This is a genomic window from Acidimicrobiia bacterium, assembly GCA_029210695.1.
In the GTDB taxonomy this organism is placed as follows: Bacteria; Actinomycetota; Acidimicrobiia; order Spongiisociales; family JAHEDJ01; genus JAHEDJ01.
Genome location: JARGFH010000028.1, coordinates 14,104 through 37,340, shown reverse-complemented (window position 1 = coordinate 37,340; position 23,237 = coordinate 14,104). Strand labels below are relative to the sequence as shown.

The window sequence follows — 23,237 nt, the reverse complement described above, 5'->3', positions numbered from 1 at the left end:
TTAGGACCAACGCCGCCGGCGATCACAAGGGCGGGGTGTAGCCTCGATGATGTGAGCAATCCAACCCTCGGACCCCAGCAACGAACTCGCGATCTCGACCGGATGTCAGACGAAGTGTTCGACATCGTCGTCGTCGGTGGTGGTGTTACCGGAGCGGGTACCGCCCTCGATGCAGCCAGCCGCGGTCTCTCCGTCGCCCTCGTCGAACAGCGTGATTACGCCTCCGGAACTTCGAGTCGCTCATCGAAACTCATCCACGGCGGTCTGCGCTACCTCGAGCAACTGGATTTTGGCCTCGTTCGTGAGGCACTGCGCGAGCGTGGTTTGATCTTCGACCGGCTGGCGCCGCACCTCGTCCGGCCGGTCTCATTCCTCTACCCCCTCCAGCACCGGGTGTGGGAACGTGCATACGTCGGCGCCGGCATTGCCATGTACGACGGATTGGCTGCCCTCGCCCGCAACCCGCTCCCCGCCCATCGTCACCTGTCACGGAGTTCGGCCCTGAAGCTGGCGCCTGGACTTTCGAAAGACGCGCTCATCGGTGCGATCAGATACTGGGACGCTCAGGTCGACGACGCCCGCCACACGCTCGGGCTGGCGAGAACGGCCGCGGCCTACGGTGCGGCCATGGCCTCGAGTGCCCGCGTGACCGGACTCCTGCGCGAGGGCGACCGGGTCACCGGAGTGCAGGCACTCGACCTCGAATCGGGACGCACTCTCGACATCCGGGCCCGACAGGTCATCAATGCCACGGGCGTTTGGACCGACGAGATCCAGGACATGGCGGGCCGGGGCACCATCAAGGTTCGAGCGTCGAAGGGAATCCATCTGGTCGTTCCCAAGGACCGCCTCCACTCCGACACCGGGCTGATCCTCCGCACAGAGAGGAGTGTTCTCTTTGTGATCCCCTGGGGAAAGCACTGGATCATCGGCACCACCGACACCGACTGGAACCTCGACCTCGCTCATCCGGCCGCCAGCCGCCGCGACATCGATTACCTCCTCAGCCATGTCAATACCGTGCTGGACGAACCACTCGCCCGTGACGATGTCGAGGGCATCTACGCCGGCCTGCGGCCGCTGCTGTTCGGGGAGTCGGACGCGACCAGCAAACTCACCCGGGAGCACGCAGTTTCGCAAACCGTCCCCGGACTGATCTCTGTGGCAGGTGGCAAGTACACGACCTACCGCGTCATGGCCGAAGATGCAGTCGACGCCGCCGCCCGCAACCTCGGAGGTCGGATACCTCCGTCCTGCACGGCCGAGGTTCCCCTCGTTGGAGGTGACGGCTTCAAACCGGCCTGGAACCGCCGCTACAAGACGGCCACCCAATCGGGTCTCACCACCGCACAGACCGAAAACCTGCTGCACCGGCACGGAGCCAATATCACCGAGGTGCTGGCAATGCTGCAAGAACGCCCTGATTTGTCCTCCACGCTGCCGGGCAGCGAGGACTACCTGGCGGTCGAGGTCGCCTACGCCGCCCGGCATGAAGGGGCGCTCCATCTCGACGACGTGCTCACCCGACGCACGCGGCTCTCGATCGAGTCGTGGGATCGGGGCATGGCCGCCACCAAGCAGGTGGCGGAGCTGATGGGTTTCGAACTCGGATGGGACGAGGACACGATCACCCGTGAGATCCAGCACTACCAGGGCAGAGTGACCGCCGAACGCCAGTCGCAGGAACAACCAGACGACCAGACCGCCGACGCCGCCCGGCTCGGAGCTCCCGACGTCCGCATGCTGGGCCGGGGTTGAGCCGGGAGCGAGAGACACCGGAAGATTTGCGCCCCTCCCACCCGGCCTTCGGCCGGGCGTACTCCCCCCGTCGGGGTGAGCGATACGCTGGATTACAGTTCCCCGACTGCCTGGCAAGTGCGTGCGATCGTTGCCCTTGTGCTTGCAATAGTTAGCACTTCTAGTATCATGACCCCATGCCAGTCGGCACCCACCCCATCGTCACACTGACGCTTCGCGACGGACTACCTGTTCGCATCCGTCCGGTGACGCGCGCAGACCGCGACCTACTTGCCAAGGGGTTTCAGAGTCTGTCTGAAGCGTCCCGGAATCAACGTTTCTTCACGCCGATCGGCCAACTATCGGGAAGTCAGCTCACCTACCTCACCGACATCGACCACATCGACCATTTCGCGTGGGGAATCGAGACGGAGGACGGCATCGGGGTCGGAATCGCCAGGTACGTACGTACAGGGCCGGACATCGCCGAAGCGGCGTTCACGATCGCGGATGACTTCCAGGGTCGTGGACTCGGGTGGACGATGTTCCGGGCTCTCGCCCTGGTGGCTGTCGATCATGATCTCGGACGCTTCGAGATGACCATGCTGGCGGATAATGCCGCGATGACACGCCTGGCCCGCAAAGCCGGAGCCCGGTTCGAAGCGCCGAGCGATGGAACGATCCGGGCAGAACTCGACCTCGACCCGGCCATCTGGTCGGACCTCTCCGAAGCAGCCGCTCTGCGCGATCTGGCGGCCGGTGCGGCCGGCGCCGGCTGATCCACGAAGGACCGCCGCCCTTCCGAGTTGAGGACCTTCAGCCATTACCGCCCGGTATCTCGCCACCTACACTTCTCCCATGGCCGACTACACACCCCCGCTGCGTGACATCAAGTTCGTTTTCTCCAATATCGTCGACCTGGCCGGTCTCGCCACCCTCGAAGGGTTCGAGCATGCCGACCCCGACACCGTCTTCGGTGCTCTCGACGAAGGTGGCCGCTTCATGGCTGAAGTCGTGGCCCCGACCAACATCATCGGTGACAAAGAAGGTGTGGTCCTCTCCCAGGATGGAGTCGTCGTCACACCCGAGGCTTTCAAGGGCGCCTACCGGGCCTACGTAGAGGCCGGTTGGGGCGCCGTGCCCTTCCCGCCCGAATACGGAGGTCACGGATTCCCGTGGGTCGTCGGCCTGGCGCTTCAGGAGATGCTGGCGGCCTCCAACATGGCGTTCTCCCTCAATCCGATGCTCACCCAGGGGGCCATCGAAGCGATCGTGTTGCATGGTGACGACGAACTCCGGGCCACCTACCTCGAGAAGCTGATCACCGCCGAGTGGTCCGGGACGATGTGCCTGACCGAGCCACAGGCCGGCTCTGATCTCGGGACCGTACGCACCAAGGCGACCCCGCAGGACGACGGCACCTATCGAATCAAAGGTCAGAAGATCTTCATCACCTGGGGCGACCACGATCTCGCAGACAACGTGATTCACCTGGTGCTGGCCAGAACGCCCGATGGCAAACCAGGCACCAAGGGCCTCTCGATGTTCGTCGTGCCGAAGTACATCGTGAACAAAGACGGCAGCCTCGGAGAATCCAACGAGGTGTCCGTCGTCTCGCTCGAGCACAAGCTCGGCATCCATGCCAGCCCCACCGCGGTAATGGCATTCGGCGACCACGAAGGATCGGTTGGATACCTCGTGGGTGCGGAGTTCGACGGCATGAAGAACATGTTCACGATGATGAACAGCGCTCGCCTCTCGGTCGGCCTACAGGGACTGGCCATCTCAGAGCGGGCATACCAGGACGCACTGGCCTACGCCCAGGAGCGACGGCAAGGCCGGGCCGTTGGCACCGAACCCGGTGACAGCTCTCTGATCATCGAACACCCGGACGTGCGCCGCATGCTGCTGACGCAACGCGCCTACATCGAGGCCATGCGCTCGTTGCTGTACTTTAACGCCGAAGCCATGGACATCGCCCTCAATCATCCGAACCCCGAAGAACGTGAGCGTGCCGCCGAGTTAGCCGACCTCCTCACTCCCCTGTCGAAGGCCTGGTCGACGGACCTCGGGGTAGAGCTCACCTCGCTCGCCCTCCAGGTGCACGGCGGCATGGGCTACATCGAGGAGACGGGCGTAGCCCAGCATTTTCGCGATGCCCGCATCGCACCCATCTACGAAGGGACCAACGGCATCCAGGCAATGGATCTAGTTGGGCGGAAGCTGCCCATGCGGGCAGGCGAATTGGTCCGCGAGTTCATCGGCCGTATGGCTGCCCTCGACAAGGACCTGGAAGCTGCCGGGGAAGACCTGGCGACGATCCGCCGCAGCCTGACGGATGGCATCGCCGCGCTCTCGGACGCCACGATGTGGCTGGCACAAAGAGGCATGGCGAACATCAATGATGCGCTTGCCGCCGCCACGCCGTACCTGCGAATGTTCGCCACCGTGACCGGCGGTTGGTTCATGGCCCGCCAGGCGCTGGCGGCCAAGGCGGCACTCGACAACGGATCGCCGGATGACGACTTCCTGAAGGCCAAGATCGTGACGGCGCGGTTCTATGCCGAGCAGCTGCTTCCGCAGGCCTCCGGTTTACTCGGCGCGGTCAAGGGCGGGTCCGACATTCTGTTTGAGATCGAGCCGGCCTTTCTCGGGGTCTAGCTGCAGGCAGGTAGTAGGCCGTAGGCCGTAGGCCATAGGCCGTAGGCAATTGGCAAGTGGCAAGTGGCCCAGCCTCGCCTGCCGACGACTCGCGACTCGCGACTAGGTTCAAATTGACCGACCCCAAGGAGGCGGAAATGAGTGAGAGCGTCTACAAGCTCGTCGAGCTCGTCGGATCGAGCACTGAGTCGTGGGAGAAGGCTGCTGCGGCCGCCGTCGGCAAGGCGCGCAGTTCGCTGCGGGATCTCCGCATCGCAGAGGTGACCAAGCTCGACATGAACCTCGATGACGATGGAAAGATTGTCGCATACAGGGCCAGGGTGAGCATCTCCTTCAAGATGGAGGACTGACCCGAGCGGAGATGCCTTCCGATGAGCCACTCCCGTCAGAGCATCTTGCCTCTAGGCGATTATGAGCCGGCCGTCATAGCGTGAAGTAATGAAAGTCGTGATTAGTGATGACGGCCGCTTTGCACTGTTCCGCCTCGGTCCGCTCGAGGCTCTACTCGCATTGAAAAGGGAACTCGAGGTCCCGGTTGACCGGATTACGTCGGCCCGGGCCATGGCGCGTGGCGACGTTTCGTATGGGCCGATCATCAGAGCACCGGGGACCTATATTCCAGGTCTAGTCAGATTCGGTTCGTACGGCCGCAAACCCAACCGGCATTTCTGGGCCGTCTTCCGTCAGGACCCGGTCCTCGTCGTCGAGAGCGAGAACTGGGATTACACGCGTCTCGTGGTCGGCGTGAGAGACGCCGGCCACACGGCCGGAGCCCTCCAGGTGTCTATGTCATAGGCTGGCCGCGGACTCGCGGCGTGCGGACCCGTTAGATTGAGCGCAAAGAAGAGGAGAAAACAGATGGAGAAGATCGTCGTCGGTTTCATCAGGTCGCCGGAAGGTGAGGCTGCGCTGAACAAGGCCATCGACGAGGCGAAGCTGCGCCAGGCCCAGTTGATCGTGGTTCATTCCATGTACGGAGGACGGCGCGAGGAGGAAACCGAGGTTCTTGCCTACCGGCAGGAACTCGATGCGGTCGACGCCAAGCTCACAGAGGAGGGGGTCAACCACACGATGCACGAGTACGTGCGCGGGCTCTCACCGTCTGAAGACCTCACCCGCACGGCGAAAGAAGTCGATGCCGACCTCATCGTGATCGGCCTTCGCCGACGGACACCGACCGGGAAATTCCTGCTCGGCTCGAACGCGCAGGAGATCCTCCTGGATGCCGATTGCCCGGTCCTGGCGGTGAAGGCGGCCAAGTAGGAACAGGCAACGGGTACTCGATGACGGGGTACCCGGAGTCTCTGTGCGCCTGTATCTAGTCGATTCATACCTGGCGACGTGCGACACCAGCATCGTCGACGCCGACAACGGCTGGTGGCTGCTCTCCGACACCGTCTTCTACCCGGGTGGAGGCGGCCAACCGGCCGATACCGGCACGATCACCTTCAACGCCGAGACTCATCGGGTTGACGAGGTCCGATCCGACCACGGCGAGATCTGGCACCGGGTGAATCTCATTGCGAGCCTCGACTCGGAGGTGCAGTGCCGCATCGACTGGGACCGGCGCTATGCGCTGATGCGGCATCACGCCCTACTGCACATCGTCAACACGATTGCTCGGCGGGCATACGGCGGACTCATCACCGGCACGTTGATCGGCACCGGCAGGTCTCGAATCGACTTCAGCTTCGAAGCGTTCGACCGCTCAATGCTCTTAGAACTCGAATCAGAAGTGAACGAAGTGATCTCGGGAGACCTCCCGATTTCAGCTTCCACCATCACGGAAGCCGAGTTCCCGGCAAGGCCGGATCTGATTCGAACCCGCAACGTCCTGCCGCCAATCGAGGAGGGAAAGGTGCGGATCGTCGAGATTGGAGATCTGGACGCCCAGGCTTGCGGAGGCACCCACGTGCACTCGACCGGTGAGATCCGCGGTGCCCGAATCGACAGATTCGAGAACAAAGGCCGTGACAACAAGCGCCTCTACTCGGTGCTGGAGGAATGAGCTCACTTCGAACGCCATGAGCTACACGATGCGCGGCCGGCCGCAATAGACGGTGCAGGAATCACCCCGGACAAACCCGACGACCGTCATACCCAACTCCTCACCCAGTTCAACGGCGAGCGACGAGGCTGCCGAAATCCCGCAAACGACAGGAAACCCGGCCACAGCCGCCTTCTGCACCACCTCGAACGACATTCGACCCGACACGAAGAGCACGAGATCGTTGAACCGCCATCGATCCGGCGCCAGCGCCCCGACGAGTTTGTCCACCGCGTTGTGCCTCCCAACATCCTCACGCAGGGCGATCAACTCGCCTTCCACCGTCACAGCTGCGGCGGCATGTAGTCCGCCGGTCTCGTCGAAGTTGACCTGATGGGCTCGCATCGATTCGGGGAGGCCCGCAAGCACATCGACCGGCACCCTTAGGTCCTGGTTGAGTGGCCCGGAAGAAATCCGGATCGCGTCGATCGAAGCTTTCCCACAGACTCCACAGGATGACGTCGAATAGAAGTTCCGCTGGAACCTGGTCGGATCGACAAACACGCCGTCTACCGGCCGGAGGTCCCAGCGGTTGGCATCGATCTCATCAATTCCGGCCAGTTCGTGGGGGCCGATGAGGATTCCTTCGGTGAGTGCGAATCCGAGGATCAGTTCTGCTTCGTGGCCGGGGGTTCTCATCACCACGGCCAGCGGGGTCCCCTCCAGCCTGATCTCGAGCGGAGACTCCTCAACGATCCGGTCGTCAACCTGCTGCCAGACTGATCCCGCTCGCCGATCGACCTTCCGCTCAACAATCCCAGACATGACGGGGAACGTACTACGTATCCGAACAGAGCGGGAGATGGCGATGGAGAAGCCCCGGTTCGCAGCTTCCGGGAGGACGCCATGTTCGATGCAGCAACGACCGTTACGAGGTATCCTTGGCCTCCCTAACACCACCCCGGGGAGTCGGGCCAGCCGACTGAGAGGGAAGCCCCGCCGCAAGGCGATTGCTACCGACCCGTGGAACCTGAACTGGGTTATGCCAGCGGAGGAAGAGAGTGGACCACAACACAGCATCACCACGAGAGCCGGGTCCTTCCGCGTCCGGCCGCGCCGTCGGGAAGCATCCCGCGTTGACAAAGGCCGTCTGCGGAACTGTCCTCCTCTTCCTTCTCGCCGCCTGCGGGGGATCGGAAGCCAACGGAACGGTTCCGACCGTCCCGGACACGCTGACCCTCATGACCCACGGATCATTCGCCGTGTCGGACGGGATCATCGAACGCTTCGAAGCCGAACACGGCGTTACCGTTGAGATCCTGCGTTCCGATGATGCCGGGGCAATGCTCAATCAGGCGATTCTCACGAGAGGCAATCCGCTTGCAGACGTGATCTTCGGGATCGACAACACCTTCCTGAGCCGTGCCCTGGATGCCGGCATCCTCGATTCGTACACTTCTCCCGGGCTGACCGCGGTTCCTGACGATCTGCAACTGGATTCGGAACACCGAGCGACACCGATCGACTTCGGAGACGTTTGCATCAACTTCGATCGTTCGGTGATCAATGACAACGACGCCCCCGCCTCGCTCGCCGCCCTCACCGAAGATCGTTTTCGCGGGCAACTCGTCGTCGAAAACCCGGCGACGTCATCACCCGGCCTGGCCTTCCTGTTCGCCACCATCGCCGAGTTCGGCGAAGAAGGCGACTACACGTGGAAGGACTACTGGGCCGAACTGAAGGCCAACGAGGTCACGGTGAGCGCCGGGTGGGATGACGCCTACTACAGCCAGTTCTCGGGCGGCGCCGGCCAGGGAGAACGGCCACTCGTGGTGTCGTACGCATCGTCGCCGGCGGCCGAGGTCGTCTTTTCAGAAACACCACTCGATGAGGCGCCGACCGGTGTGATGCAGGCGGGTTGTTTCCGCCAGATCGAGTTCGCCGGCGTGCTGAACGGGTCAGACGCCCCCGAACTGGCCGCGGCGTTCATCGATTTCATGCTGAGCATTGAGTTCCAAGAGGACATCCCGCTCAACATGTTCGTATTCCCCGCCAATCGAGAGGCCCAACTGCCACCCGTATTCGTTGACCACACGACGATTCCCCAAGGCGTCGCCACGCTCGAACCGGCCCTCATCGATGCCAACCGGCAGCGTTGGATCGAAGAGTGGGACGCTGTGATGCTGCCGTGATGACTCTCTCGAGGGCACGGCGAGCCGCCTGGCCCGGCCGGTTGGCGCGGATCCTCGTCGTAGCCATCCCACTCGGGTTCCTGGCGGTGGCGTTCCTATACCCGCTCAGCTCGATCCTCCTCACCGGCCTATCGGGAGAGGCCGGTGCGCTCGGCCCGTTCGGGGAAGTGTTCGGAAAGGCGTCGTTGCGGAGCGTGGCCTGGTTCACCCTCTGGCAGGCGGTCGTCTCAACGATCTTGACGGTCGTGGTGGCCATGCCGGCCGCCTATGTGTTCGCACGGTACGACTTCCCGGGACGGTCGTTGTTGAGAGCAGCGGTGACGATCCCCTTCGTCCTCCCAACGCTGGTCGTCGGCTCCGCGTTCCTTGCCTTGCTCGGCCCCAGGGGAGCACTCGGGATCGACTTGTCATCGACAATCTGGGCGATTCTCCTGGCGCACGTTTTCTACAACTACGCGGTCGTCGTGAGAACCGTCGGCGGATTGTGGGCGCATCTCGATCCTCGGCTCACCGAGGCCGCCAGGGTTCTGGGGGCCGGCCGGTGGCGAGCGTTCCGAACCGTCAGCTTGCCATTGCTCCGTCCGGCGATCGCGGCTGCTGCTTCGATCATCTTCCTCTTCACGTTCACGTCTTTCGGAGTGATCCTCGTCCTCGGCAACCTCGAGTTCCGGACGATCGAGGTTGAGATCTGGCGACAGACGATGAGCTTCCTCAACCTGCCGGTGGCTGCCGCGTTGTCGGTGCTGCAGTTGGTAGCCGTCTCGCTCATCCTCCTGGCTTACTCGCGTTATCAGCAACGGCGGGCGGTCGAACAACGTCTGGCGCCGGCTACGGCCCGGAAGCCACAAACCGCGCGGGAGTGGTGGATGGTTGGCGGCACCCTCACCTTCACTGCGCTATTCCTGGGCACCCCGCTTCTGTTGTTGGTTGAGCGTTCGCTTCAGGTTGGGGAAGGCTGGAGCACAGCCGCCTACACCTCTCTGACCGATACGAGCGACTCACTGTTCGTCCCGGCCACCGAAGCCATCGCCAACTCCATCGGATTCGGGCTCGTGGCGATGATCATTGCCCTGGTGGTTGGCATCCTGGCCGCCACCGTCATCGCCTACCGGCAGGGGCCCGTCTCACAGTGGTTTGATCTTCTGCTCATGCTCCCGCTCGGAACGTCGGCGGTCACGATCGGGTTCGGTTTCCTAGTCGCCTTCGATTCGCCCATCGACTTGCGCACGTCTCCGTTCCTGATCCCGCTCGCCCACTCGCTGATCGCCATCCCGTTCGTGGTCCGAACCGTCGTTCCGGTGATGCAGGCAATACGCCGTCGACTCCGCGAGGCGGCCCGGGTGCTCGGCGCCTCACCGTTTCGCGCCTGGCGGGAGATCGATTTACCACTGATCGCACGGTCCGGCCTCGTGGCCGCCGGATTCGCCTTTGCCATCTCCCTCGGGGAGTTCGGTGCGACGGCTTTTCTGGTTCGACCCGAACGCCCCACCATGCCGATTGCGATCTTCCGTTTGCTCGGGAGGCCGGGCGAACTGAACTTCGGACGAGCGATGGCCTTGAGCACCATCCTCATGGTGCTGACGGCGGCCTCGATCATGATCATCGAGCGGTTCAGGCTCGGCGAGACCGGGGAGTTCTGAGATGCTGCTCGTCGATCATCTCACGGTGGAGATCCTGGGCACGACCATCCTGAGCGACGTCGATGTCGAGGTACAGGATGGAGAAGTGCTGGCGGTTCTCGGTCCGAGCGGTTCCGGCAAGACGACCCTTCTCCGTGCCATCGCCGGCCTCCAGGTGCCAACCCGGGGCGCACTGCGCTGGGACGGTGAGGACCTCGCCCGGGTACCCGTCGAGAACCGGGGTTTCGGCCTGATGTTTCAGGATTACGCGCTCTTCCCCCATCAATCGATCGGCGCCAACGTCGCCTTCGGGCTGCGCATGCAACGTCGTCCGGCCGCCGAGATCCGGGCCAGGGTCTCCGAGGTACTCGATTGGGTCGGCATGGCCGCCTACGCCGACCGGCGGATCACGAACCTATCCGGCGGCGAACAGCAGCGGGTTGCCCTCGCCAGAGCCCTGGCACCGGCACCTCGGTTGCTGATGCTGGACGAACCGCTCGGATCGCTCGACCGGATACTGCGTGAACGCCTCATTGTCGAACTACGCCAGTTGCTGGTCGATCACGCCATAACCGCCGTGTACGTAACTCACGACCAGGAGGAGGCCTTCACCATCGCCGATCGCCTGCTCGTGTTGCGAGACGGAACCGTCGCCCAGGAGGGAACCCCAGAGTCCGTCTACAGGCAACCAGTCGATGAATGGACCGCCCGCTTCCTCGGCTTCCGCAACATCGTGCAAGCTGAAGTAGCTGATGGAACCGCCAGGACTTCGTGGGGTTCGTTCCCGACGCAACACGAGCGCCCGGGATCCTTCACGCTCGTCATCCCACCCGATGCGATCGAACTCGACCCGAACGGCGCCGTCCAAGGAATCGTGGATAGCCGGGTATTCCGCGGTGGACACCACGTGGTGGGCGTTTCGATCACGGGTGAAACAATCCTCGACGTCGAGGTCGTTGGACCGCCGCCGGAGATCGGAGCTGAGGTCAGACTGCACGTCACGAACGCGGTCGTGCTCTAGCCGTCGGTCCCCCCAGCGAGCGAAGCGAGCGTCCGGGGGGAAGGTACCGCCGGAGCCGAGGGACGAGGCGCCGGGGGTAGGGGGGCCACCCCCAGCGAGCGAAGCGAGCGTCCGGGGGGAAGGTACCGCCGGAGCCGAGGGACGAGGCGCCGGGGGTAGGGGGCCACCCCCAGCGAGCCACGCGAAAACCAGGGCGAAGCTACCGACGGCGCCTCCTTGCGTTCTCCCCCCACGCAGTGGGGGGAGTCCCGAGTCCCCGAGGGGAGGGGGGCTAAGCATCCGAAGATCTGCCCCCTCTGCCGAGAAGACTCGGCATCTCCCCCGCCCAAGCGGGAGAGAAACGCCCTTGGGAGAGCGAGCCGGCGGCGTTCGCCCCCCACGCAGTGGGGGGCGACCCGAGTCCCCGAGGGGAGGGGAGGGCCGACCCGGGAGCTCAACCAGACGCCAACTCCTCACAACCGAAGTGGCTCGATTGCCTCGAGAAAGCCGGCGGGCGCACGACGGGGCCGGCCGGTTCCATCGGTGATCGCACCGGTGAGTTCGAGCGCGGCTACCAGTTCACCGCCTGCCCGAGCCTCCTGTCTCCATCGTGACGTAACCCGTTTCGACTCCACCAGGCTGCTCGTGATCTCGAGGATCTCGCCGTAGACGGCCGGGCGGTGAAACCTTGCCCGCACGTCGCTCACCACGAGGCGGAAGCCCTCTTCCTTCAGCCGGGTCAGGTCGTATCCAACCGAAGCGAGGGCCTCAATCCTGGCCGTCTCGAAATACGAGAAGTAAACCGCGTGGTTGACATGGTCGTACGGATCGAGTTCATAGAAACGGACCTGGACGTTCGTAGTGTGGGGCATACCCACCCAGGATACGGATCACGAGACGCGAGACGCGGGCCGGCGAGTCGCAAACGGGTGAGTTGTCGCGATTTCTGCAGCTGTTTCCGGAACTGGGGGGCGAAGACCGTTAGCCTCGTCCCATGCGCGCATGGGTTTTGAACGAAACGAACGGCCCGGAGTCGTTCACACTGCAAGAGGTGCCGACACCGGAGCCAGGACTCGGGGAGGTGCGGGTGCGCCTCGACGTCTCGGCGTTGAACCATCTCGACCTCTGGGTTTCCAGGGGCATGCCCGCCCCGCATCATTTCCCGCACATCGCCGGAGCGGACGGGACGGGGCAGGTCGATGCGATCGGGGAAGGTGTAGCGACCGTCGCAGTGGGCAACGAGGTGACGATCAACCCGTCGGTGTCGTGTGGACAATGCGCCGCCTGCCTGGCGGGCAACACGCCGTTCTGTAAGTCGTACGCGATCCTCGGTGAGCACTCGAACGGCACCCTGGCCGAATATGCAGTCGTCCCGGCGCGCAACGTAGTGCCCCGACCGGGCGGTGTGTCTGCGATCGAGGCCGGGTCGTACGGCCTCGCCTACGGGACTGCCATGCGGATGCTCCGCCGCGCAGGGCTCAAGGCGGGTGACGTTCTTCTCGTGGTCGGGATTGGAGGGGGTGTCTCCTCGGCCGCTCAGCTCATCGGCCAAGCGCTCGGAGCAGATGTCTTCGTCACATCCCGTAGCCCCGACAAGATCGCGGCCTCATTGGAGTTGGGAGCGACAGGCGGTTTCGACTCTGGGGGCGAATTCGCCAAGGACCTCAAGAAGTCGATCGGAAGAGGCGCAGACGTGGTGATCGAGAACGTTGGTCCGGCCACGTGGAACCAGTCGATTCGATCTCTCGAAGCCGGCGGTCGGTTGGCGATCTGCGGGTCGACGAGCGGCCCGAAGGTCGAAATCTCGGTCCCCTACCTCTTCTTCAAGCAACTCGAAATCATCGGGTCGACGATGTTCGACCATGCCGAGTTCGCCCGCGTGACCCGGCTCATCGATAGCACTGCAGTTCCCGTCATCGTCGACTCGGTCTATCCGTTCGAGGCGCTGCCGGAGGCTGTGGCCAGACTCGACTCGGGTCTCCAGCGGGGCAAGGTTGCCATCCAGCACGGATGACTGCGCCGGAAACGTTGCTTTGGCATTGCAGCGCGTAGTAGCGCTATTCTTTGTGGCCTGACGGTTCCTGATTTCGGTCGGGATACACGCCACGGGGGCGTGGTGAAGTCTGGAGTTCACGCCGGCCTGTCAAGCCGGAGGTCGCGAGTTCAAATCTCGTCGTCCCCGCCAGAAGCCCTGATCCGTCAGGGCTTCGTGGTCAGGTAGCTCAGTTGGTAGAGCGCTGGTCTGAAAAACCAGAGGTCGGCGGATCGATCCCGCCCCTGACCACTTCGAGGGCCTTCGTTCTACAGCAATGCTCCTCAACGAGGGGAGGATGCTACGCGGCACTCCGACACCCGCTTCAGTTGAAGCTCGACTGGAGCCGAGCGGGCGGGTCGTCAACCGATCGGTCGCCACGCGAGAGTCACACCTACAGATGTCCAGTGATTGATGATCTGCGCGGAAGATGCCGTCGGATCGCCCGCTCCGGCCTGAGGCGGATTCTCAATGGAGGGTTGGAACATCGCCGGAAGGTCGTCCCAGTAGAGAATCACAGGACCCGAAATCCCCATTGACTGACCTTCGACCTGCGATGCCTCGATTCCGAAGTCGCTGCGGAACCGGAAGGGAACGTTGTTCAGAATGGATGATTGGGGCAGCGGGAAACCGCTCTCCATGGCCGGTGCTCCGGGTGCTTCTATCTTCAAACGTGCCTCAGAATCCGAAGAGAAATGCGCATGAATCCGCAGATCCTCGACCGTCGGGGGAGTACCCGGGTTCCCCGATACAAGCGTGCCGAAAATGGCGAACAGCGCGCCTTCATGATCCGGTTGCGTCTCTTCTGCTTCGAGGATGCCGCTCCCCGTCAGCGTGAATGTGGCACCCTGGTTGGATGCCGACCCGCTCACTTCCCACGGACCGGTGGAATCGCCGACGGCTCTGATCTCAACCCGGCGCTCGGCCGGCTCTTCCCACGGTACGTCACGGTACATGTGGACATCGGCCCGGAGATGCACGTCGAACACGACGTCGGCCTCGAGCCCTTTCGCCAACCCATCTATATCAGCCGAGTAGTACATCTTTCCGCGCCACTGGGTCAGCGGCACAGGGTTGCTCTTTCGGCCGTCGACGATCACCGTCACCTCACCGGCCGCGGTCGGTCCCGTGTCCTCGATCTTGACGACCACAGTCTCTGCGCTCCAGTCGGCGGCATCCTTTTCGGTAGTTCCAATCTTTATCGTTCCGGGGCGAGTGCCGAACAAACCTTCTACGAACAGCTCATTGGAGTCCTCGTGAACCTCCATGAACTTGATCGACGGAATCAGGATCGTTTGACCAAGGTCGACGACCGACAGCTTCGCCTTCTTGTTGACGGGATCAACGATCTTCTTCCGTTCCTCCATGTATTTGAACACGCTCCCCGCGTCGAATGGGCGCATGTCCGGCCACTCGTTGGGAGGTGTCGTGTTGATCCCGAGGAGCCGATCGAAGAAGAGCGCTAGGACGATGGGGGCACCCCGAATCGCGACCGGTCTGTCCCATCCGACGAATGCGCCCACGTTTCCTGCGCGAGTTATGACGCCGCTCAGAGCAGTGCTCGTACAGGCGTTGAGCACCACCAGGGCTCCATCGGCGAAGTGCCATTCCTCAACGACCTTGTCGGTAATGGCATAGACCGACCTATGCTTTCTGCTTTGGCATTTGAGGGGTTTCCTCTCACCGGGGAGAAGGGCAAGGCATTCAGGATCCTCGGGGGCGAAGGCGACGTTAACTTCCCACGCCACCGATGCCCATGCCATTTCTCCGGCTTCGAGTTGTGCGGCGTACGCTACGTTGCCTTCCGGAGTGATCGGCGTGGTCGAAGTGAGTACGAAGGCCGGAGATTCGTTTTTGTGAAAGGGACGCGGCACAGTGCCACCGTGTCCGTTGTAGAGGAAGATGCCGCTCGAGCCGACCGACAGCAACTCATCTATGGTTGCGTCGTACCTCGACACGGAATAGCCGGCATCTGTCAACCATGGTCCGACCAGATCCCCGGCTCCCTCGTCCATTGGGCCGTACGCCTCGAGGATCACTGCCTTGGTTGAGGCTGGAATGGTCGAGCCGCCGCTGGCTTGAGCAGCGAGCGCCGGGACGAAGCGACCGCCGTCTGCTGCTGCCGGCATGGACGCAGTCAAACCGATCGCGGCACCCCCTGCCACCTCTTCCTCTGTTCTGTCGTAGGCGTTGTCGATGTGGACGTAGAGGCCGCCATCCGCAAAGACTCCCCAAACAATGTCGTCTTCGCTCACCCCGGCGTCGACGAACTCGAGTCGAGAACGGAGATACTCCGCGATCTGAATATGGGCCTCGTCGCCGTCGTCGCCGGTGACCGCAGCTGCGAATTCCACAACGTCGTCGATCACCGCCGCCCGCTCCTCTGCATCGATCTGAGGGCTGGTCGTGCTGGGTGCACTAACCCCCGGCGAGGGAGTTGTGTCGCCGTCCGGAGCTCCTGGCACTGAAGAGGTAGCAGTCCCGTTTGGTTCTGCGTTGCCGTCGATTGGTGTGCAAGCGGTCGCGAAGAGCACGACGACGACAGCAAGCGTGAGATACGACGTACGCGGTCCGTGTGTCGGCCCGTGCTGGCGTCGGATCGCACGAAATGGCCCGACAGCTCGGAGCATTTCGTCGCCGTGTCGCCGACGGGTAGGTGATTTCATGTGGGCAGGATACGGTTCCTCTCCAAAACCTCACCAAATCGGCTGTGATGCACTCCGAACCAACCGTTGACGGATATGAACCCCCGGGTGACAATGGCCGTGGGACGAAAGGTGGTGCAGAGCATGGACGATGTCCATCCATCCGATCACGAACCCACCGTGGCTCCATCCCCGAACAGCGTCCGGGCAGAACGATTCGGCGGCCCTGTTCTGACAGGGAATGCCGAATTCTCGGCCTCGGGATTTCTGGTCAAGAAGTGCGAGTTACGAAGCAGTGCGGGCAAGGTGGCGACAGTACGCGGCAACGACGTTCGATTCCGCGACGGCTCCAAATTGAGTTTCGAGACTTTCAGCACCGGTGTCCGCCCCCGGCACGGTCGGACGGTACTGGTGGATCTCGGGGGCAACATGCGGGCGGAGGCAGAGTGGACGGCCCTTGATCACTGTTTTGCGGTCCGCGCAGGCGATTGCACCTACACCATCGATCGGGACGAGCGCGCTGGTGGCTGGCGAATCCACGCCGACGGAGTGGTAGCGACGTTCGACCACCACAAGATCGAGGTTGAAGATCCGGTTCCGGTCGTCGCAGTGCTGCTGGCCTGGAGGGTCGCTCGCACGCTCGAACACCTCCCTGCCATTGGAAAACAGACCGCCAGAGCGTGGGATCGAACTGAAATCCTCGGCTCTTAGGGGCGAAGACTCGGGTCTTGCTCTTTGAGCATTGCTGCGCGACCTCGTGGTCGGGCACCGACCTCTCCGGACCCAGCCGAACTGCCTGGATGTGACTCACCCGATGCGCCCACTCGTTGAGTAGTCGCCGGTTCGCGCACTGTTCACAACTCTGTGTGTGAGAATCAGGAAGCTATGAGCTCCAGGATCCTCTCCACGTCCGCCGGCACGAACCAGCATTCGTTCACCACGAGTGACTGGGGTCTGTTCTGGTCGATCAGCATCATCTGGGGCTCGTCGTTCGTGCTGATGGATATCGGGCTCGACGCTTTCCGGCCCGGTTTGATCACGTGGTTGCGAGTCGCCTCGGGTGCCGGTGTGCTCTGGGTCTTCCGCAAGACGCGCCAACCGGTGGAGCGGGCCGACTGGCCTCGGCTCGTCGCCCTGTCGCTGATCTGGGTGGCGATCCCGTTCACGCTCTTCCCCATCGCCCAGCAATGGATCAACTCGGCGCTTGCCGGAATGCTCAATGGGGCCATGCCGATCTTTGCGGCCGCCATCGCGTCGATCATGCTCCACCGCCTGCCGAGAGGAGCACAACTGGCCGGAGTGGCCACCGGATTTCTCGGCGTCATCGCCATCGCCTCGCCCTCATTCGGCGAGGGCAGTTCGGAGGCGCTGGGCGTGGCGCTGGTGCTGCTGGCGACACTTTGCTACGGCCTGGCCGTCACGATTGCGACCCCGGTCCAGCAAAGGTACGGATCGTTGCCCGTCATGGGAAGAATGCTCGGATTGGCCGCCATCTGGACTGCGCCGTTCGGGCTCTGGGAAGCGCTCGATTCGAGCTGGAGATGGGACTCGTTCTTCGCGGTTACGACGGCGGGCGTGCTCGGGACCGGACTGGCGTTCGTCATCATGGGAACACTGACCGGACGGGTCGGTTCGACCAGAGCTTCATTCATCACCTATCTGATCCCGGTCGTTGCGCTGGCGCTCGGGGTCATCTTCCGCGGTGACGCTGTGACCGCAATCTCGGTGGCCGGCGTCGGCCTCGTTATTGCGGGTGCGCTGCTGGCTTCACGAGGCGAGGCCTAGGCGTCGGCCTTCAACACGTCGTCGATGCGACCGAGCAGTTCGTCGAGAGCGCCCAGGGACCTCCGCTTCCGGGCCTCGATGCAACGGCGGTGCAGTTCGATGTCGGGCCACCGGGCCTCGCGATCTAGTGCGGTGACGGTTCGCTCACTCATCTCGATGGAGAGTTCGAGCGCTTCTCGCATGGTTTCCCGCTCCGTGTGGTTACATCTACTGATTCGGCAACATCCCGCACTTGCTGAAGCCTGGATTTCTCGACAACCACTGGTGCAGATCCCGAATGGACAAGGTCACGATCGTCGGAACCGAGGACCAACCTGATCCCGAGCCACGCGGTCGCGGCTGGCTGCCCATCGGGATCATCGGCGGCATTGCGGTCGGGCTCCTGATCGCGACGGGGGCCCAACAGAACTCGCCAGATCCGAACACAACACCCTCGACGATCCCGGAGGTTGCTGCTCCGCCAACCGTGCCGGCCACAACCACGATGCTGGCCCCCTCCCGGCTCGACATCCTGGTCGACGGCTACGAGGGGACGCTGTACCTGGCCGGATTCCGCAATAGCCTGGGCGTACTGTGGCGGTGGGAGTCGCGAACCGGCACGCCGCTCGTCATTGATATCCCCGAGCGTATGAGATGGGCAGACTTCAACAGCTCCCGGGTGCGGATCGCGGCCGCGGCGCTCAGCACCGTTTCTCCCGGTTGGAACCTCTGGGTCGGAACACCCGAGAATGCCGAGCCGATCGCTCTATCTATGACGAGCTGGGCGTGGCATGCCACGGATCCCGGTCGAATTGCCTGGATCGAACTCGATCAATCACTTCCGGAGACCCTCCCCGCTTTGCTTCGAACGGCGACGCTGCCCGCCGGCGCAGACGGAGTGTTTCCCATCGCCGACGACCCCGCCGATCTGGACTCTGTTCCATCTGTAGTCCGCTTCGACGACCAGGGTTTCCTCCTCCAATCCCTAACCGACGAGGACGGCTATTCGCTGATCGCTATCGATCCCGAAGAGGGACGCGAGTCGGGTCGCCTGGCCGCCCGCTACCTCGGCGTGCTGCCCGACGGCGACGTTCTCATCTCGAATGCCGGCAGCCTCCAGCGCGTGTCTCGAGACTTGACTGAAACGGCCGACTTCCCGTTTCCAAGCGAAAAGCGGATGTCTGCGATCGTTACCTCATCGGCCCACAACCGGTGGGCGATCTGGGAGGTGGAAGACGCCACCGGAGTCGCAGCACCGACCCAGCTTTGGGTCCTGGAAGGCGAAGCGATCGTGTTCGAGACAACGCTTCCTCAGACGCTTCGGGCCGTGTCGTGGTCGGTGGATGGGCGCTGGCTCATCGCCGCAGTGGGTGAGCCTTCGCCGCTTTCCGGCTTCTCGTCCGGTCAGTTGTGGTTCATCGACACCGAGGACTGGTCGATGCATCAGATCGAGGCCCCCGGATACATCTTCGCCATTGCCGCGGTGCCGTAGGGAAACCCCGGGCGCTCGGCAGTCGTCCGCCCGGGCGCACGCAGCCGGCCGTCGCTAGCTGGAAAAGGCTACCGCCATCGGAGCTGCCCAGCGGCGCGCCACGATCATGTAGTGCTCGGATGCCTTCTCCCAGTCACCGGAAGCCAGCGCCGTGATCGACTCCCACACGTCCGCCGATGACTCGTCGAGTAGCAGATCGGCTTCCTGGAATAGGCAGGCCACCGACCCGTAGTCCAACTCGACCAACGCCTCCGCCGGGTAGCCCCCGATCCATTCCGCCAGTTCCTCGACTTCGGACACAACGCCGTCGTTCATTCCCACCTTGCGCAGAACGCCGATGACCTCTTCGAGGCGATTGATGGCTTCCTGCTGACCGGTCCGGTAGCGGAGCGACTTCAAGCCGTTTGCTTCGAACAACTCGCGCTCTGGCGAATGGAATGCAGAGAACCAGCGGAGCGGAACGTGCCACGGGGAAGTCAGAATGTACGACCGCGCCAGAGGTTGTTCTGACACGGCCTCGAGATGATCAGCAGCCATGCGCGCAACGCGCTCCGGAACCAGCAGTTCGCCGCCGATTCCGGCATAGGCGTTCCGAAACGCCAGCAAACCCTCCATCGCCCGCAACATCGGCCGCCTCGGGCATCCATACCTTGCCCCACGCCAATCGGCGATCAACACATCCTCACGCATCGAGCCACGCACCAATCCGACGTCGGCGGCAGCCTGCACCGAATCGCTCGGCTCGAACCTGACCTCAGGCAAGTTCAAGCCCTCGCTGCGTAGCGTTTCGACGAGAAGGTAGACGCGGAGGTAGGCGGTGGCCGTCATGGGGCCACATGGTAGGCCCGTATCTGACCAACGCCACGAGGCGCTCACCCGCGTCGCCCCGTTACAATGTGGGTGCAATTCAGCAAGTGAAGGGTGGCGCGCCTATGGGCGTATTCGACTTGGTCGAGCAGACCGGCCACGAGCAGGTACTCTACGGCTACGACGAGTGCTCCGGCCTCAAGACCATCATCGCAATCCACTCGACAGCCCTCGGGCCCGCCCTCGGCGGGCTTCGTTTTTATCCATATGAAAGCGAACAGGATGCGCTGACCGACGTCCTGCGGCTGTCGAAAGGAATGAGCTACAAGGCCGCCGCGGCAGGACTCGATCTCGGCGGAGGGAAAGCAGTCATCATCGGTGACTCATTCACCGACAAGTCGGAGCGACTCTTCCGGGCATACGGCAGGATCGTCGACTCGCTCCGAGGTCGCTATATCACCGCCGAAGACGTCGGAACCACCGCCAAGGACATGGAACTGATCCGGCGCGAAACGCTGTGGGCGGTGGGGATCCCGATCCCCGAAGGTGGATCCGGCGATCCTTCTCCGGCTACCGCCCGGGGGCTCTTCTCCGGCCTGACCGCCACCTCGGAGTTCTTCTGGAACACGCCGGACCTGACCGGTCGGAGGGTGGCTGTGCAAGGCGTCGGGAAAGTCGGCTACTACTACGTCGAACACCTCGTCAATGCCGGGTGCGAAGTCATCGTGGCGGACACCTACGGGCCAGCGGTCGACAGGGTGACCAGGGACTTCGGCGTGAAGGCGGTCGACCCCGAGGAGATCCTCTTCGTCGACTGTGATGTTCTCTCTCCATGTGCCCTAGGCGCGTCGTTGACGGAAGAAACGATCCCGAAACTATCGACACAGATAATCGCCGGCGCCGCCAACAACCAACTGGCTACCGATGAAGACGGTGATCGGATCGCCGGGTTGGGCATCCTCTACGCTCCCGACTTCGTCGTGAACGCAGGCGGTCTCATCAATGTCTTCGAAGAAATGCGCGGCTACCAGGAGTCCCGGGCCATGCACCACGTCGACAGCATTCACGATGCCACCACGCGCATCCTCGAGAAGGCGAGAAACGAGGGGAGCACCCCTCACCTAGCGGCAGTACAGGTGGCCGAGGAGCGCATGAAGACGATCGGCGATCTTCGTAGGTTCCGCCGGCACGGCGAAGACCGCAACTAGGAGAGTGTCAGTGGACCTGGAAGTAGGGGAGATCAAGGACAGTCACCTGGAGCTCGGTTTGAGCGACGAGCAGGTGATCGACCTGTACCGGAAGATGCTGCTGACGCGCATCGTAGACGACCGGACCTGGGCCCTGAATCGACAAGGACGGGCACCGTTCGTCGTCTCATCGTCCGGGCACGAGGCTGCTCAGGTGGCGTCCGCCTTTGCCCTCGATCCGACGATCGATTGGGCACTCCCCTACTACCGGGACATCGGGGTAGCGCTCGCCTGGGGATTCACACCATACGACTACTTCATGACGGTCTTCAGCCGGGCGGCGGATGTCACCAGCGGCGGGCGGCAGATGCCCGGCCACTGGTCAGACCCGGCCAGGAACGTGTTCAGCCACTCGTCCGCCATTGCTACGCAGTATCCCCACGCAGCCGGGATCGCCTACGCCCTCCAGATGGACAAGACCGGTGGAGTGGTCGCCGTCTACGGCGGGGAGGGATCGACCTCAGAGGGCGACTGGCACGAGATGATGAACTTCGCAGGGGTTCGCCGGCTGCCGTTGGTCGTAATCATCGAGAACAACCAGTACGCCATCTCGGTGCCGGAGACCGAGGAAGTCGGTGGCATCATCGCCGACCGGGCACTCGGGTATGGATTCCAGGGCGCTTTGATCGACGGCAACGACGCACTCGCCGTCTACGGGGCAACGAGATCGGCGGCCGAGCGCGCTAGAGCAGGCGAAGGGCCGACGCTCATCGAGGCACGCACCTACCGCTACTACGCCCACACGTCGGACGACGACGACAAGCTCTACCGCAGCCGGGAGGAGGTGGAGCAGTGGCGAAGACGGGACCCGCTGATCCTCCTCAAGCAATATCTGATTGAGGCTCGCTTGCTGCCGGACGCACTCGAGGAAGAAATCCAGCAGGAGTTGCGAGCCAGGGTCGCCGACGCGGTCGAGCAAGCCGAAGCCGAGCCGTACAGCGACGACGCGACGAGCAATGTATATGCCAATCCGATCGTCCCGTCGGTAGCTGCCACCGAGCCGGAGCCGGAGCCGGGTGGTGAAGAGGTCAACATGATCCAGGCGATCAACATGACCTTGCACGAGATCATGGCCGCGCATCCCGAGGCCGTGGTGTTCGGTGAAGATGTTGCCGATCCCAAGGGCGGGGTCTTCAAGGCGACGCAGGATCTGACCGACACGTTCGGTGCTGCCCGGTCGTTCAACACCCCCCTGTCAGAATCGCTGATCGTCGGTGCAGGTATCGGGCTGTCGGCAGCCGGGAAGATGGCACTGGCGGAGGTGCAGTTCGCCGACTACATCCATCCTGCGTTCGACCAGATCGTTTCCGAAGTGGCCAGAGTTCACTACCGGACCAACGGACGCTGGAACGTCAACATGGTGATCCGGACGCCCTACGGTGGCGGGATCAACGGCGGGTTGTATCACTCACAGTCGGTGGAGGCCTTCTACACGCATGTTCCCGGCTTGAAAGTGGTCGTGCCCTCGACCCCGGCCGACGTCAAGGGGTTGCTGTGGGAAGCTGCTGAAGACCCGGATCCGGTCTTGTTCCTCGAGCCCAAGAAGCTCTACCGGCTGGGACGAGGGCCGTACCCCAACGACAGATACAGGATTCCGCTCGGCAAGGCAGCCATCCGGCGACCGGGCCGGGATGTGACGCTCATCGCCTACGGGGCGATGGCGTTCTTCACGCTCGAAGCGGCTGCGTTGTTGGAGATCGACGGCGTCGACGCCGAGGTGATAGATCTGCGCTCGCTGAAGCCGCTCGACTGGCCGACCATCGAGGCCTCGGTACGAAAGACCAATCGGGTGCTCATCATCCATGAGGACAACGAGTTCATGGGCTTCGGGGCCGAAGTGGCCGCGCAGATCGCCGATCGGGCTTTCGAATCCCTCGATGCTCCCGTCAAACGGTACGCCTCCCCCGACGTCCCGACCTTCCCGTTCGCCACGGTGCTCGAAGAGAAGATACGCCCGAACGTCGAGGGCATCATCAAACGGGCGAAGGACCTGGTGGAGTACTAGCCCCCTCCAACCCGTTCTGGCGTCAGTTCGGGGTACATGGTGCCACGGA

Annotated in this window: 21 protein-coding genes, 2 tRNA genes and 1 riboswitch; of the genes, 18 read left to right on the top strand and 5 right to left on the bottom strand. The window is 63.2% G+C overall.

Going from position 1 to position 23,237, the window contains the following annotated elements; all coding sequences use genetic code 11:
- The first annotated feature begins 51 nt into the window (after positions 1-51).
- From P1T08_10490 to P1T08_10460, 7 genes are all read left to right on the top strand, one after another.
- Positions 52-1,758: a glycerol-3-phosphate dehydrogenase/oxidase gene (locus P1T08_10490; protein MDF1596505.1), complete on the top strand. Its 1,707-nt coding sequence runs from the start codon at positions 52-54 to the stop codon at positions 1,756-1,758.
- 176 nt (positions 1,759-1,934) lie between these two features.
- On the top strand, positions 1,935-2,516 hold the full coding sequence (locus tag P1T08_10485) for a GNAT family N-acetyltransferase (protein MDF1596504.1): 582 nt from the start codon (positions 1,935-1,937) through the stop codon (positions 2,514-2,516).
- Between the two features lie 79 nt (positions 2,517-2,595).
- Positions 2,596-4,398 (top strand): acyl-CoA dehydrogenase C-terminal domain-containing protein, encoded by a 1,803-nt coding sequence (locus tag P1T08_10480; protein MDF1596503.1) that lies wholly within the window; start codon positions 2,596-2,598, stop codon positions 4,396-4,398.
- A 137-nt stretch (positions 4,399-4,535) separates the two neighbouring features.
- Entirely contained in the window at positions 4,536-4,748 is a 213-nt protein-coding gene (locus P1T08_10475; GenBank protein ID MDF1596502.1) for a dodecin family protein, read from the top strand.
- 88 nt (positions 4,749-4,836) lie between these two features.
- Positions 4,837-5,193, top strand: a complete 357-nt coding sequence (locus tag P1T08_10470) for a hypothetical protein (protein ID MDF1596501.1) — start codon at positions 4,837-4,839, stop codon at positions 5,191-5,193.
- A 63-nt stretch (positions 5,194-5,256) separates the two neighbouring features.
- Positions 5,257-5,661, top strand: a complete 405-nt coding sequence (locus tag P1T08_10465; protein MDF1596500.1) for a universal stress protein — start codon at positions 5,257-5,259, stop codon at positions 5,659-5,661.
- 43 nt (positions 5,662-5,704) lie between these two features.
- Positions 5,705-6,406, top strand: coding sequence for an alanyl-tRNA editing protein (locus P1T08_10460; protein MDF1596499.1), 702 nt, complete (start codon positions 5,705-5,707; stop codon positions 6,404-6,406).
- 21 nt (positions 6,407-6,427) lie between these two features.
- Here the strand turns inward: P1T08_10460 and fdhD are convergent, their stop codons facing one another.
- Positions 6,428-7,210, bottom strand: a complete 783-nt coding sequence (gene fdhD / locus P1T08_10455) for a formate dehydrogenase accessory sulfurtransferase FdhD (GenBank protein MDF1596498.1) — start codon at positions 7,208-7,210, stop codon at positions 6,428-6,430.
- A gap of 127 nt (positions 7,211-7,337) precedes the next feature.
- A riboswitch (TPP riboswitch) is annotated at positions 7,338-7,459 on the top strand.
- A 62-nt stretch (positions 7,460-7,521) separates the two neighbouring features.
- Here fdhD and P1T08_10450 point away from each other — a divergent pair.
- Genes P1T08_10450 through P1T08_10440 form a run of 3 tightly spaced genes read left to right on the top strand, consistent with a single transcriptional unit; the run spans position 7,522 to position 11,217 of the window.
- Positions 7,522-8,577 (top strand): thiamine ABC transporter substrate-binding protein, encoded by a 1,056-nt coding sequence (locus P1T08_10450; protein ID MDF1596497.1) that lies wholly within the window; start codon positions 7,522-7,524, stop codon positions 8,575-8,577.
- Positions 8,577-10,217, top strand: coding sequence for an iron ABC transporter permease (locus tag P1T08_10445; protein ID MDF1596496.1), 1,641 nt, complete (start codon positions 8,577-8,579; stop codon positions 10,215-10,217). The genes P1T08_10450 and P1T08_10445 overlap by 1 nt, the downstream gene beginning before the upstream one ends.
- A 1-nt stretch (position 10,218) precedes the next feature.
- The gene (locus P1T08_10440; protein ID MDF1596495.1) at positions 10,219-11,217 is read left to right on the top strand and encodes an ABC transporter ATP-binding protein; all 999 of its coding nucleotides are present in this window, start codon (positions 10,219-10,221) and stop codon (positions 11,215-11,217) included.
- Positions 11,218-11,669: 452 nt separating this feature from the next.
- On the opposite strand, the gene P1T08_10435 is transcribed toward P1T08_10440, so the two are convergent.
- On the bottom strand, positions 11,670-12,068 hold the full coding sequence (locus tag P1T08_10435; GenBank protein MDF1596494.1) for a thioesterase family protein: 399 nt from the start codon (positions 12,066-12,068) through the stop codon (positions 11,670-11,672).
- 122 nt (positions 12,069-12,190) lie between these two features.
- Here P1T08_10435 and P1T08_10430 point away from each other — a divergent pair, with 122 nt between their 5' ends.
- The 3 genes from P1T08_10430 to P1T08_10420 all read left to right on the top strand — a co-directional run bounded on the left by P1T08_10430 (position 12,191) and on the right by P1T08_10420 (position 13,480).
- Positions 12,191-13,210, top strand: coding sequence for a zinc-binding dehydrogenase (locus P1T08_10430; GenBank protein MDF1596493.1), 1,020 nt, complete (start codon positions 12,191-12,193; stop codon positions 13,208-13,210).
- 93 nt (positions 13,211-13,303) lie between these two features.
- Positions 13,304-13,381: transfer RNA gene (locus tag P1T08_10425), tRNA-Asp, on the top strand.
- 26 nt (positions 13,382-13,407) lie between these two features.
- A tRNA-Phe gene (locus P1T08_10420) sits at positions 13,408-13,480 on the top strand.
- 110 nt (positions 13,481-13,590) lie between these two features.
- Here the strand turns inward: P1T08_10420 and P1T08_10415 are convergent.
- A complete protein-coding gene (locus P1T08_10415; GenBank protein ID MDF1596492.1) occupies positions 13,591-15,894 on the bottom strand; it encodes a hypothetical protein in 2,304 nt (767 codons plus the stop codon).
- 87 nt (positions 15,895-15,981) lie between these two features.
- Here P1T08_10415 and P1T08_10410 point away from each other — a divergent pair, with 87 nt between their 5' ends.
- Positions 15,982-16,584, top strand: a complete 603-nt coding sequence (locus P1T08_10410; protein MDF1596491.1) for a hypothetical protein — start codon at positions 15,982-15,984, stop codon at positions 16,582-16,584.
- A gap of 174 nt (positions 16,585-16,758) precedes the next feature.
- Positions 16,759-17,658, top strand: a complete 900-nt coding sequence (locus tag P1T08_10405) for a DMT family transporter (GenBank protein ID MDF1596490.1) — start codon at positions 16,759-16,761, stop codon at positions 17,656-17,658.
- On the opposite strand, the gene P1T08_10400 is transcribed toward P1T08_10405, so the two are convergent.
- Positions 17,655-17,840: a hypothetical protein gene (locus P1T08_10400; protein MDF1596489.1), complete on the bottom strand. Its 186-nt coding sequence runs from the start codon at positions 17,838-17,840 to the stop codon at positions 17,655-17,657. The two genes, P1T08_10405 and P1T08_10400, sit on opposite strands and share 4 nt — an antisense overlap.
- 95 nt (positions 17,841-17,935) lie before the next feature.
- On the opposite strand from P1T08_10400, the gene P1T08_10395 reads away from it, so the two are divergent.
- A complete protein-coding gene (locus P1T08_10395; protein ID MDF1596488.1) occupies positions 17,936-19,129 on the top strand; it encodes a hypothetical protein in 1,194 nt (397 codons plus the stop codon).
- A 54-nt stretch (positions 19,130-19,183) separates the two neighbouring features.
- Here P1T08_10395 and P1T08_10390 read toward each other — a convergent pair whose 3' ends face one another.
- Complete coding sequence (locus P1T08_10390) at positions 19,184-19,957, bottom strand: hypothetical protein (protein MDF1596487.1); 774 nt, start codon at positions 19,955-19,957, stop codon at positions 19,184-19,186.
- Between the two features lie 104 nt (positions 19,958-20,061).
- On the opposite strand from P1T08_10390, the gene P1T08_10385 reads away from it, so the two are divergent.
- Positions 20,062-21,144, top strand: coding sequence for a Glu/Leu/Phe/Val dehydrogenase (locus P1T08_10385; GenBank protein MDF1596486.1), 1,083 nt, complete (start codon positions 20,062-20,064; stop codon positions 21,142-21,144).
- A gap of 10 nt (positions 21,145-21,154) precedes the next feature.
- Positions 21,155-23,188 (top strand): thiamine pyrophosphate-dependent enzyme, encoded by a 2,034-nt coding sequence (locus P1T08_10380; GenBank protein ID MDF1596485.1) that lies wholly within the window; start codon positions 21,155-21,157, stop codon positions 23,186-23,188.
- Positions 23,189-23,237 lie beyond the last annotated feature (49 nt).